Annotated in this window: 11 protein-coding genes; 9 read left to right on the top strand and 2 right to left on the bottom strand. The window is 46.7% G+C overall.

What is annotated here, in order from left to right; genetic code table 11:
• The first annotated feature begins 36 nt into the window (after positions 1 to 36).
• The 4 genes from QNM19_RS01450 (at position 37) to rluF (ending at position 4,609) form a co-directional block, all read left to right on the top strand.
• Entirely contained in the window at positions 37 to 1,254 is a 1,218-nt protein-coding gene (locus QNM19_RS01450; protein WP_284026216.1) for an EAL and HDOD domain-containing protein, read from the top strand.
• A 1-nt stretch (position 1,255) separates the two neighbouring features.
• Positions 1,256 to 2,353 (top strand): DUF418 domain-containing protein, encoded by a 1,098-nt coding sequence (locus QNM19_RS01455; protein ID WP_284026217.1) that lies wholly within the window; start codon positions 1,256 to 1,258, stop codon positions 2,351 to 2,353.
• A 98-nt stretch (positions 2,354 to 2,451) separates the two neighbouring features.
• A complete protein-coding gene (locus QNM19_RS01460; protein WP_284026218.1) occupies positions 2,452 to 3,480 on the top strand; it encodes an ABC transporter substrate-binding protein in 1,029 nt (342 codons plus the stop codon).
• A 184-nt stretch (positions 3,481 to 3,664) separates the two neighbouring features.
• A complete protein-coding gene (rluF, locus tag QNM19_RS01465; protein ID WP_049865577.1) occupies positions 3,665 to 4,609 on the top strand; it encodes a 23S rRNA pseudouridine(2604) synthase RluF in 945 nt (314 codons plus the stop codon).
• A 32-nt stretch (positions 4,610 to 4,641) separates the two neighbouring features.
• Here rluF and QNM19_RS01470 read toward each other — a convergent pair whose 3' ends face one another.
• Both QNM19_RS01470 and QNM19_RS01475 read right to left on the bottom strand, forming a co-directional pair.
• Entirely contained in the window at positions 4,642 to 7,695 is a 3,054-nt protein-coding gene (locus tag QNM19_RS01470; RefSeq protein WP_049865578.1) for an efflux RND transporter permease subunit, read from the bottom strand.
• A gap of 1 nt (position 7,696) precedes the next feature.
• Positions 7,697 to 8,782, bottom strand: a complete 1,086-nt coding sequence (locus QNM19_RS01475) for an efflux RND transporter periplasmic adaptor subunit (RefSeq protein WP_049865579.1) — start codon at positions 8,780 to 8,782, stop codon at positions 7,697 to 7,699.
• Positions 8,783 to 8,872: 90 nt separating this feature from the next.
• Here QNM19_RS01475 and QNM19_RS01480 point away from each other — a divergent pair, with 90 nt between their 5' ends.
• From QNM19_RS01480 to QNM19_RS01500, 5 genes are all read left to right on the top strand, one after another.
• A complete protein-coding gene (locus QNM19_RS01480) occupies positions 8,873 to 9,769 on the top strand; it encodes a LysR family transcriptional regulator (protein ID WP_049865580.1) in 897 nt (298 codons plus the stop codon).
• Positions 9,753 to 10,070 (top strand): MGMT family protein, encoded by a 318-nt coding sequence (locus tag QNM19_RS01485; RefSeq protein ID WP_049865581.1) that lies wholly within the window; start codon positions 9,753 to 9,755, stop codon positions 10,068 to 10,070. Before QNM19_RS01480 ends, QNM19_RS01485 begins: the two co-directional genes overlap by 17 nt.
• Before the next feature lie 34 nt (positions 10,071 to 10,104).
• Entirely contained in the window at positions 10,105 to 11,076 is a 972-nt protein-coding gene (locus QNM19_RS01490) for a YbgA family protein (RefSeq protein ID WP_049865582.1), read from the top strand.
• The gene (gene phrB / locus QNM19_RS01495) at positions 11,076 to 12,455 is read left to right on the top strand and encodes a deoxyribodipyrimidine photo-lyase (protein WP_049865583.1); all 1,380 of its coding nucleotides are present in this window, start codon (positions 11,076 to 11,078) and stop codon (positions 12,453 to 12,455) included. Before QNM19_RS01490 ends, phrB begins: the two co-directional genes overlap by 1 nt.
• Before the next feature lie 231 nt (positions 12,456 to 12,686).
• On the top strand, positions 12,687 to 12,962 hold the full coding sequence (locus tag QNM19_RS01500) for an HU family DNA-binding protein (protein WP_010381157.1): 276 nt from the start codon (positions 12,687 to 12,689) through the stop codon (positions 12,960 to 12,962).
• Positions 12,963 to 13,007 lie beyond the last annotated feature (45 nt).

Consider the following 13,007-nt stretch of genomic DNA (forward strand, 5'->3'; position numbering starts at 1 on the left):
CTATTAATTGAGCAGTAGATAGCTGGGAGCAGTGATTTGAAAGTGTTTGTGGCAAGGCAGGCCATCTTTAACAGGAAGAAGCAGGTGGTTGCGTATGAATTGCTGTTTCGAGATGGTAAACAAAATTGCTTCCCCAACATTGCTGACGATGCCGCGACAGCGCGGCTTATCATGGACAACCAGCTCAATCTGGGCACTCGATATCTGACTTCTGGTAAAAAGGCTCTGATCAACATTGGAGAAGAGTCGCTTAATCAGGAGCTTGCACATTTTCTGCCTAGCAGTGATGTGATCCTGGAGCTGTTGGAGACTATCCCCCCGACAAAAGACAATTATGAACGTGTCAGGTCGTTGTTTCACAATAACTATCGACTGGCATTGGATGATTTTAACTACTCCAAAGACTGGGAGCCCTTTCTCAAACTGGTCCGGCTTATCAAGTTCGATCTGGTTGAAAGCCCGCTGGATACAATCGGTCCACTTGTTGAGCAATTAAAAACACGTAAAAATCTGAAATTATTGGCCGAGAAGGTAGAAACCGAAGAAGAATTCGTTGAAGCGAAAAAAATGGGGTTTACCTTTTTTCAGGGATATTTTTTCGCAAAGCCCACGATGATTTCTCAACAAGATATCGAAATCAACTACGCCATAGTCATGTTAATCTACGCAGAAGTGTTGAAGCCGAATATGAACCTCGGACGGATTTCGGAGCTGTTTGCTCAAGACACGGCTCTGGCCTACAAGCTACTGCGGTTGATCAATTCAGGGGTTTTTCCTATTAAAAACCGCATTGAATCCCTCAAGCAGGCGTTGGTTTATCTGGGCAACGAACGCGTGCTTAAGTTTGTGAACCTGATCATGACAGCTCATGTAGCGACCAATAAACCAACTGAGTTGACTCGTCTTAGTATCGTACGTTCACGTTTTTGTGAACTCATCGCACAACAAATCGCACCTGGCATTGCTGGTATGAGCTTTCTGGCCGGGTTGTTTTCCTTACTGGACGCTATTTTGGATAAACCGATGGAACTGTTAGTTGGCCGATTGCCCTTTCCGGAGATGATCCATGATGCGCTGTTGGGTAAATCAAACACCTTGTATTATATATTAAATGTAGTCAGGGCTTACGAAAGTGGCAGCTGGTGGGCATTACAGGAGGCCTGTGCGATGCTAAATATGGAAGATGAGAGCTTGCCAGATTTTCATGCATCCGCCGTTACCTGGGCCGACATGTACCGCGACCACGTTTATTGATGTGAGAAATCAGTACCTTGATAGCCTGAGAGGGTTTGCATTGTTAGGCCTGAGCCTGACAAACTTGTTCTTCATGGCAAACTTTGCATATGGCTATGTGTCTCCAGTTACACGTGACGGGGTGGAGTCGGCTTTGTCGCTTTTAACCACTGTGTTTGCCGATGGACGCTTTCGCACTCTGTTTTGCCTGGTGTTTGGTGCTGCATTAGTGATTCAGTATAAAGCGCATAATAAGGGAGTAGATAATCTATTTGTTATCAAATCTCGTTTGTGTGTTTTGGGCATATTTGGTGTGCTACACGGTTACTTACTCTGGCCCGGAGACATTCTGCTGAATTATGCGTTGTCTGGCTTGCTGGCACTGATGTGGCTGGATGCGAAGCATAGATTGCTAAGCGTGGCGCTACTGACAGTTCTTCCGGTTATTTTGCTTGTGATACTCAGCATCCTTGTTAGCGAACCTGGTTTTGACAGATCCAGTGCTGAGTATGCAACTTTACTGAGCTCATTGCCGGTTAGCTATGCTGAGTTGCTGAGTGAGAACATCAGCCATTTCAACATGATGATTATTCTTATCCCGCTAGCGACTTTATGGAATACGCTGGGTCTGATGCTGTTAGGGATGGAACTATATGAACGAGGCTGGTTTTCAGGGCAGGCATTTGTATCAGCTAAGATGATGTGGGCTTGGTGGTGGGGAAGTGTGCTCGCATCCTTGCTAATTTGGTCAAATAACGAAACCATCCTTGGGCAGATGTTGGAAACATTAAATTGGTTGGCTGCAATACCTATGGCCTTATGTTATTTGGTGCTGTTGCAAGCCATCCACCAGCTTTGGCCTAAGCTTAGCCAGGTATTAGCGATAGTGGGGCGTTATTCCCTGTCTTTGTACTTGTTGCAATCAGTGGTTGGGATTTTGGTGTTTCATTTTCTTTTTCCTGCAACCAGGGTGTCCTTTACTCGTGTCGAGTATTTTGGGTTTTTCCTGGCACTAACCCTGGTCCAGGTGATTTTAGCTATACTGCTTGATAGGGCGAAGAAAACTGGCCCTGCTGAGTATTTATTGAAGCGTTGCGTGCGGCACCTTAGTCATATGTAACATAAAAAAGGCTGTTTATTGTGAAGTTGTTACAGTGTGTTTTATTGAGCTGGGGGTTGCTTTTCACCCCTTTGAGTTGGGCGAAAGCGGATTTTTCAGTGCTTTTAGTGAACCCGTCGATTTCTGGTGAACCGTTTTGGCAAAAAGTAGAATCTATTGCTCAGGCCGCGAGTAAGCAGCTTAATGTTAAATTGGACGTGATTTATGGTGATGGCAGTCGCTATATTCAGCTGGAAGAACTACAGAAATACTTAGAGTATCGAGCAACACCTGATTTCGTTGTATTGATGCTATACCCCGGCAATGCTGAACAACACCTGGATCTGCTGGAAAAGTACGGAATACAGTACTTAACCTTAGAGCAAACCATTAATGGGCCTGAGCAGGTTGAGATTGGCAAACCCGGACAGAGATATAAAAACTGGTTGGGTGAGATTTACTTTGACAATTTTCGTGCAGGCGCTGATCTGGCGCAGGCTTTAACGGATTCATTACGCGAGAAGAGACCTAAAGTTAAACCTCAGGCGCTAGCGATCAACGGTCATTATGGCAGCGAGTCGGATGCTCGCAACCAGGGCGCACAATCTTTTTTTGGCAGCCAGGGCGTTGCTTTACAACAATCTATTTATGCAAGCTGGTCAAAAACCCAGGCGATGGAAAAAACGCAGCGTTTGCTTAAGCGTTACCCCAACACAAACATAATCTGGAGTGCATCAGATCTGATGGCAATGGGTGCACTAAGTGCGGTGAAACAGCGTGGTGAGAAGGACCCGGCTTTTGTTGCCATTGGCGGGTTTGACTGGCTCAATGACACGCTCAGGTTGATTGAAAAGGGTGAATTGCAGGCCTCCGTCGGTGGTCATTTCATCATGGGTGGGCTGGCAATTTTGTCTTTGTATGATAAGTTCCATGGCCATTCCTATTGGCAAACCAACCAATCGATCACGTATCCACTTGTGGTCATTAATCAACATAATGTGCACCGCTATATATGGCTGGCCGAAAAAATTGACTGGACAGGCGTGGACTTTAGCGGGTTTAGTTTGCTTAACAATAAACAATCGAACTACTTGGTGTCTCCGACCTTTTTAGCCAAGGATAACGCTCCAGGTGTCATTAGCGACTGAGCAAGCCATAACGTTGGCTGAGTTAGAGCCACACCTGTTGATGAAATATTTCTACTGGCGATGAAATTTTGTTACCATGCGCCCCCCGTAACTGCCCGTTGGTCAAACACTCCGGACTCTGAGCCTGTTTGCCGGATATCGGACAGTATTGACTCATTGCACACGAAAAGAAAAGTGTCCCTTTATGAATGAACCTAAGCGACTAAATAAATATATCAGCGAAACCGGGTTTTGCAGCCGCAGAGAAGCGGACACCCTGATCAGTGACGGCCGTGTCAGTGTTAACGGTCAGGTTGCCGAAATGGGTCTGAAAGTCAGTGATGCAGACACTGTTTTGGTGGATAATAAACCGCTCAAAGCTAAGCCTAAGCGGGTATATATTGCTTACAATAAACCCGTTGGTGTGACCTGCACAACAGAGCGAAAAATAAAAAGTAATATTGTCAGTGCCATTCAGTATCCGGAACGTATTTTTCCTATTGGCCGTTTAGACCGGCCTTCAGAAGGACTGATCTTTTTGACCAATGAGGGCGATATCGTCAACAAAATATTGCGTGCCGGCAACAATCATGAAAAAGAATATGTGGTAACCGTCAATAAGCCTGTCACCGATGCGTTTATAACTGGTATGCGCTCGGGCGTGCCAATTCTTGGCACCGTGACTAAAAAGTGTTTCGTCAAAAAGACCGGGGCCAGGCAATTTACCATTGTTTTAACGCAGGGGCTGAATCGTCAGATCCGGCGTATGTGTGAATACTTTGATTATGAAGTACAAACACTGAAGCGTGTGCGGATCATGAATGTGAACCTCAACGGTTTAAGGCCTGGACAGTGGCGCCACCTGAGCGAGTCTGAAATGGCAGAGATTAATGCTTCAATTGAAGGTTCATCGAAAACCGAAGAGGCGTCTGTGGATACGTTTAAACGTACACAGCGTCACACTGCGAAACCGCGTCAAGATGCTGAATCAGCGGCCAGAGGGCCGAGCAGAAAGTCTGCGTCTGAGCAAAAGCGTAAGCACCCGGGCAATTCACACGGTGATAATACTGCAAATCGTGATAGACCGAAAAGTCGCGCTGGCGCTAAGCCAAAAGGCAGGGTAAAAGGGACTTTGTCTCTCAAAAAATAACTAAAAAAGGGCCGCACACTGCGGCCCTTTTGCTATTTTGGTGCGGTTACTTTGAAGAACAAACAGTAAATTACGGGAAGCACTATCAAAGTGAGCACAGTGGCAAAACCCAGACCAAACATAATGGTTACTGCCATGGATTTAAAAAATACATCGAACAGCAGCGGGATCATACCTAAAATGGTTGTCACGGCCGCCATAGATACGGGCCGTACACGACTAACCCCGGAATCAAACACGGCCTGATAGGGGGCTTTTCCGCTATCGAGTTCTAGGTTGATTTGGTCCATCAATACAATGCCATTTTTAATTAACATGCCAGACAGACTGAGCAGTCCCAGCAGTGCCATAAAGCTGAATGGTGCCTGAAATATGACCAGACCCGCGGTTACGCCAATAATTGCCAGTGGCACAGTGCTCCAGATGACCAATGGTTTACGTACTGAATTAAACAGCAGCACCGTGATGATAAACATGGATAAGTATCCGAGCGGGAGTGAGCCAAAAATGGCTTTCTGCGCTTTGCTGGATGACTCAAACTCACCACCCCACTGCATCTCGTAGCCTTGCGGCAACTCGATTGCTTCAATGTCGGCACGGATACGGGCAAACAGTTTAGCCGGTGTTTCATTGCCGATCACATCATGATCTGCCATGACGGTAATTGTGCGCTTGCGATCCCGACGCATTATCAGGCTGTCTTCCCAAATGACTTCGACGTCATCGAGGATCTGACCCAGTGGAACATACACATTGAGCACAGGGCTGAAAATTTGCAGGTCAACCAGGTTTTCAACGTTGCGACGTTCAACCTCGGGTGCTCTGGCCACAATCGGCAGCATTTTTGTGCCATCCCTATATAGACCCACTGTGTTGCCCGACACACTTGTCAGCAATAGCTGGTCAAGATCAGATTTACTGATCCCCAGTCTCCTTGCTTTTTGCTCATTAAAGACCGGCTCAAGTACCTTAGAACGCTGACGCCAGTTATCGCGAATATTAAATGCACCAGCGTCTTGTGCCAGACGGTTTTTAGCTTGATCAGCCAGCCTGCGCAGCACTACAGGATCAGGACCAGAGAAACGCGCTTCGATTTTAGCATCTGTCGACGGGCCAATTTCCATGCGCTTGATTTTAAGCTTACCATCTAGTTCGTTATGGGCAGCAAACTCGCGTACTTTCGCTATCATGGTCGCAACAGCTTCTCTGTCGCTCACCCGAATGATCAGCTGACCATAGGATGCATATTGCTTTTCCGGGCTGTATGTCAGCATAAATCGGGGGGCACCCTGACCTATGGTGGTGGTGATCTCTTCAACCAGCTCGTCGGCTTGCAAAAATGCTTCCAGCTTCTCGAGGTTATCTGCTGTACTTCGAATGTCAGCACCCTGATAGTGCCAGTAATCGACATAAAACATGGGCGTATTGGAAGCGGGAAAGAATGATTGCTTAACTGATTTAAAGCCAACCATCGCGCAGCCAAGGAGCGCTAGCATCGCGATGACGGTAGTCCAGCGGAATCTAAGGCACACGCTAAGCAGCGCCTTGTAAGCGGTAAAAATTATGCCCTGATAGGGGTCATCAGTCTCTTTACCCTGCTGAATTTCTTGTTTGAACAACATGTTGGCAAAGAAAGGTGTCAGGGTAATGGCGGTAACCCAGCTAAGTAGCAATGAGATCAGCAGTACCCAGAACAGCGAGCCGGCAAATTCTCCACTGGCATCTGAGCTCAGTCCAATTGGGGCGAAGGCGGTAATACCAATCACAGTTGCACCTAACAAAGGCCACTTGGTTTGCTCTACAATATTGACTGCTGCTTTTACCTTGCTTTGTCCACGCTTGAGGTTGATTAGGATCCCTTCTGTGACCACAATAGCGTTATCGACCAGCATACCAAGCGCGATGATCAAAGCGCCAAGGGATATACGCTGTAAGTCAATTGCGAACATCTTCATGAAAATGAAGGTGCCGAGCACTGTCAGTAGCAAGATACCGCCAATAAGAATGCCACTTTTAACACCCATAAAGATCAACAGCACGACAATGACGATGGCAACGGCTTCAAGCAAGCTGACAATAAACCCGTCTACGGATTTTTCGACTTCCTTGGGTTGGTTGTAAACGGTGTGGACCGACATGCCATGGGGGCGTTGATATTCCAGTGAGGTCAGGTGCTTCTCTATTGCCTTACCGACTTCTACCACGTTAACACCCGAGCTGAAGGAAATACCCAGGAGCAAAGATTGATCGCGATTATAACGGGTAATATGAGTTGGTATCTCAGCATATTCACGTTTTACGGTGGCAACATCGCCTAAATAGATAAGCTCTTTGGCACCGGGTTTAGATATCAGCAAGTCCTCAAGTTCAGAAACCTGACTAAACTCACCGGTAGGGTGAATTCGGATAGACTCGTCGCCAACACGTATTTTTCCCGCGTTAGATACGCTGTTTTGGGTCTGCAGCAGTGAAAAAATGCGATTGTGAGATATCCCTAATTGCGACAGTTTTTGACTCGAGATTTCAACAATGACCTGCGCTTGTTGTTCTCCTGCGATGGTCACTTTGCTGACACCATCGACCAACACTAACTCTCGTTTAAGGTAATCAACGTATTCTTTTAACTCTTCATAGGAATAGCCATCACCCGTCACGGCATACAACACGCCATACACGTCTGCAAAGTCATCCATTACTTTGGGGGTGAATACGCCAGGAGGCAGATCAGGCTTTAGATCGTTTATCTTACGCCTTAATTCATCCCAGATCTGTTTCAGGTCTTCCTTTCGGTAGGTGCTTTTCATTTCCACCGTGATCTGCGATTGTCCCGGTGATGAGACAGACGTAACGTAATCCACATAAGGCAGGCTCTGGATGGCATTCTCTATGGGATAGGTCACCTCTTCCTCAACCTGTTGCGGTGATGCGCCAGGGTACACTGTGATCACCATGGCTTTTTTGAGCGTAAACTCCGGATCTTCAAGTTGCCCCAGGCCAAAGTACGAAACCGTGCCTGCTAAAAGCAACAGCAGAGCGAACATCGCACTGATCACCTTATTTTCAATAGACCATTTGGCAAGACTCATTTTACAGGCCTCGCTCTTTGGTCCATGGACGTACTTTCAGGCCTTCACTAAGGTGATGAACACCGGCTGAGACAACGACATCGCCGGGCTTTAATCCACTTTTTATTTCGAAACCTTGCTGGCGTAACTGACCAGGCTGGACAGCACGTTTAGACACCTGCTGGGTCTTGGGGTCGTAAATCCAGACGTAATGGTTGCCTTTAGCTGCTTGCGTTTGATCGGAAAATACTGCTTCATTCGGTACTATGATTTCCGAAGTGCTGTGGTTGGTTATCTTACTGGGATCAACATAAACATGACCTGTCATCCCGGCGAGCAAATTAAAGTCTTCAGGAATAGGCAGCGAAAAGACAACCTTATAGGTAAGCGTCGCAGGGTCGGCTTGGGTATCCCACTCTTTTATATTCAGCAGATAAGATTTATCCGGGTAGCCATCAAAAATGACAGTTGGATGATACTCGAGATCTTTATTGACCCGGGCAACTAATTTTTCAGGCACCTGGATGACTACGTCCATACGGTCACGTGTCTCAAGGCGTAAAATATTCTGTTTTGCGACTATATTTTCAAAGTTCTTAACGAAAACTTTGGCAATCGTACCGCCGAATGGGGCTCTGAGTTCGCTGTTTTGCAGATTGGTTTGGGCTATTTTGAATGCTGACTCAGCAACTTGTTCGTTTGCCAGAGCCTGGTCATATTCGGCTTTGCTGGCAATAGACTTTTTATATAAAGACTCAATGCGGTTCAGCTGAGCAACTGCGAGCTCAAATTGGGCTTTGCGTTGCTGATACTGAAGTTCAAAGTCTTCCGGGTCGAGTTTCGCCAGGAGTTGCCCCTTTTGCACTTCCTGGCCAGCCAACACAGGAAACTCAATCAGCTCGCCATTGACCCGAAAAGCAAGGTAAGACCCCTGGTTAGCAACAACTTCGGCTGGAAAACTGCGCAATTGGCTGGCTTGTGGGTCAGACACTGTATGTAGTTTAACTGGACGAACGACTTGACTTGTAGTGGTTTGCTGTGTGGCATCCTGACATGCGGATAATAACAACAAGGTTGGCAAAAAGAGTGCGAGTTTATTCACCAAAATTACTCCCTCATACTAAAACTTAGTGCAGGATAATGAATTTGGTCATAAAATAAAAATTATTAAAACTTTGGTATAAAATAAATTTTATTTATGAAGTTGGCTGATATTCAAGTACTCGATGCCGTCGCAAATGCACAAAGCCTGAGCGAGGCGGCAAAACGTTTATATAAATCACAGCCCGCAGTCACACAAGCGTTAAAGCGCCTGTCTGACGAACTGGGTTTTGCTTTGGTAACCCGTGAAGATTATCGGATCCGGCTTACCGAGCAGGGGAAGCGCTTTCACCAGCACGCTCAAAAGCTGCTGGAGCATCATAATCATTTAAAGAGCCTGGCGGATGAGTTCTCTCAGGGCAATGAAGCGAAATTTCGCATTTGCTATGAACCTATGTGTCACCACGAAACGTATAACACTCAGATTAGCAGCACTTTTAAGCAATTTCCTTCGACTGAACTAGTGATTTCCAGTGGCCGACGCTTTGTTGCGCTGGAGCAGGTAAACACCGGCGCCGCTGATTTAGGCATTGGACCTTGGTTTGATTTGTTCTATGCCACTGGCGAGTTGGAATCAATCGCGATTGGCGAAACTAAGCTTGGTGTCGTAGCCAAGCGTGGCTTGTTGCCTAAGCGTATGTACTACGATGAGTTGAGTCTATATCCCTGTTTGGCAATGGTAGAGAGTGGCTTCGATTTTGACAGCGAGAGGCTGGCTTATTCACGTGGATTACATATTATGAAGCTGGATGATGTCAGTACTATTAAACTATTCTTATCTCAGGGGGTCGGGTTTGCCCTTACCAGCCTCAACACTTGCCGGCAGGAATTGGAGAGCGGCGAGTTGGAGCGCATTGAGATCATAGACAGACAGCATGAGTTCACAGCGGCAATTCACGCTTTTCGTCGCCATCAGAGTCACTATGGCCCAGTTGGCCGACACTTGTGGCAACAGTTCACAGCATTAGGAGCGCAGTTTGCAAGAGGAAACTAAAGAGGAATTCAGAGCCAGGGTGTTTACGCTGATAGGCGCAATTCCGGTTGGAAATGTCGCAACATACGGGCAAATTGCCGGGCTGGCCGGCGCACCTAAGCATGCCCGGGCAGTTGGCTACCTGTTAAAGCACCTACCGGCAGGGTCTAGTTTGCCGTGGCACAGAGTGATTAACAGTCAGGGAAAAATTTCTTTTCCTCCCGAGAGCAGCAAGTTTATCGAGCAGAGTCAATTATTACGCTCTGAAGGAGTGAAGGTACAGGGTGGCAAAATTGCCTTACGTCAGTACCAGTGGTGCTAAGTCTATCCGTCAATTTTGAGTTATGGAGAGAGCAATGATAGAGCAAGCTTTTAACTTCAACAGCCCCATAAAAATAGGGATCAGTGCGTGTCTTGCCGGAGACAAAGTCCGTTTTGATTCAGGGCATAAACGTAGCAATTTTTGTATGGATGAACTGGCGCAGTACGTGGAGTATGTGCGCTTTTGTCCAGAGGTAGCCATCGGATTACCGATCCCACGAAAAACCATCCGTCAGGTCAGAGTAGAGGACGTTATCAAAGTTGGGCCTGCGCACAGTGATGAGGACTATGCACCCGACTTGGCTGAATATGGGAAAAAGGTGTCCGAGGACCATGGTGATCAGCTGTCTGGTTATATCTTTTGTGCGAAAAGCCCCAGTTGTGGTATGGAACGGGTCAAGATCTACAATGAAGCAGAGACAGGCAATACCTCTGAAGGCATAGGCATATTTGCCGAGCAGATCATGGCGCGTAATCCGTTATTACCTTGTGAGGAAAATGGCCGCCTGAATGATATGCATCTGAGAGAGAATTTTGTGATGCGGGTTTACGTTTACAAGAGCTGGCAAGAATTGGTGGTTTCCAATCCTGGCTTACATGAATTGACAAATTTCCATGCCCGTCATAAGTACTTGCTGATGAGCCATAATTACGAGGCTTATCGTGATCTCGGCAGGCTGTTGGCAGAGGGTAAAGGGGTTGCACTTGATGAACTTAGAAAGACGTATATCAGTGGTTTGATGGAGGCGTTGTCGAGCCCGGCAAGGCGCAAGGACCAGGCTAACACTTTATCGCACTTACAGGGGTATTTTAAGAAAGTATTGGGTAAAGTTGAAAAGCAGGAGCTGTGCCGTGCGATTGATGACTATCGTATTGGTCAGGTTCCATTACAAGTCCCACTCACCTTATTGCGTCACCATTTGATCATGCACCCCAATGACTACCTGATGCAGCAGGTCTATTTTCACCCTTATCCTAACGAGCTTAAACTGAGGTTCGCGATTTAATGTCTACATTGTTTTGGTTTCGGCGTGATTTGCGCGTTTTTGGCAACGAAGCGCTAATAGCTGCGGTTGAAAATGGTGCGCGCGATGCACTCTTTTTGGTGTGTGAGCAGCAATGGCAAGCGCACAATGCAGCACCTGTACAGGTTGATTTACTTAAGCGGCGGGTTATTTGGCTAGGGCATAAACTGGCAGAGTTGGGTGTTCGCCTGCACGTGCTAGATGCGGGTGATTTTACTCAAGTGCCCGCAGTGGTGTCTCAGTTTTGCCAGGCAAACGGCATTGCGCAGGTTTACGCTAACCGTGAGTATGAAGTAAATGAACAAGACCGAGATTACGCTTGTCAGCAAGCCGGTGTGCAATTGCAATTATTTGATGGCGATTTGATTGCCCCACCGGGCAGTGTAACGACGGCCAGCAATGAGATGTATAAAGTGTTTACGCCGTTTAAAAAGGCCTGGCTTAAACAGTATGAGCAAACGCATTTTTACCTGCCCGGTTGGCCTGAGATAAACGCAGCTCCATTTGAATGGGAAACCCCAGAGTTACTTGCAGGGGAGGGTATTTCAGATAAATGGCCTGTTGACGATGAAACCCTGGTAAAAGTTGTCCAGGCGTTTATTCAGGAAAAAATGGTCGATTACAAAGCTAATCGGGACTTCCCTGGTGTAAAAGGTACCTCTGGGCTCAGCCCTTACCTTGCTTTGGGGATCGTGTCGGTGAAGCAGCTACTGGCAGAAAGCCAACTCCATTTTCCAGACCTGTTGCAGATGACCAGCGCACCTGCGTTTAGCTGGACCAATGAGTTGATTTGGCGCGAGTTCTACCGACACCTTATCTGTGCTTATCCAAAGTTATGTAAAGGGGTCAATTTTAACGAGAAGTATAACCATGTTGACTGGCGACAGGACGATGCGCAATTTACAGCCTGGTGCGAGGGCAACACAGGATACCCGATTGTAGATGCCGCAATGCGCCAGCTTAACCAGACCGGGTGGATGCACAATCGTTTACGCATGATTGTCGCAAGCTTCTTAACCAAGCATTTGCTGATAGACTGGCGTAAGGGCGAGCACTATTTTATGAGTAAGCTGATTGATGGTGATCTGGCAAGCAATAACGGTGGTTGGCAATGGGCTGCCAGTACCGGGTGTGATGCGCAACCTTATTTTCGGATCTTTAATCCTATTAGCCAAAGTGAAAAGTTCGATCCGCAAGGTGATTTTATTCGTAAATTTGTGCCAGAGCTGAATGATGTCCCGGCAAAATCAATCCATTTTCCGCATGAATATTTACAGGCATTCGGCATAAGTGGTTACATGAATCCGATAGTAGAACATAAAGCCGCGCGTGAAAGAGCGCTTGCGGCGTTTAAGGTTTAACCTGTGATTGATGTTTCCCTTTAGCTCAGGTTTGACGCGGGGTGAGACGTGATGCATGAAAAATGAGCAAAAAGTGTGTGTTTTTGTGCCCGTTATGATTACACCCCCGTCAGATAAGGCGAAATAGCGTAAATATTTTAGTTAAAACGGGATTTTAGGCTTGCACAAAGAAAAAAAATGGATAACCATAGAATCCGCTTCGGCAAATTATAAAAACATAGGAATTATACAATGAATAAAGCTCAACTAGTTGAAAAGATGGCGGCTGACGCTGAGATCTCAAAAGCTGCAGCGACACGCGCGCTGGAAGCATTCACTGGTGCTGTAACTCAGTCTCTTAAAGATGGTAACTCAGTGGCACTGGTTGGTTTTGGCACTTTCTCTGTAAAAGAGCGTGCAGCGCGTACGGGTCGTAACCCGCAAACTGGCGCTGAAATCCAAATTCCAGCGGCAAATATCCCTTCTTTCAAAGCGGGTAAAGGCCTTAAGGATCAAGTTAATCCTTAATAGAAAAAAGGGGCTTAAGCCCCTTTTTTTAGCTCTCCATATCCT

The organism is Pseudoalteromonas ardens (assembly GCF_030125445.1).
Lineage (GTDB): Bacteria > Pseudomonadota > Gammaproteobacteria > Enterobacterales > Alteromonadaceae > Pseudoalteromonas > Pseudoalteromonas ardens.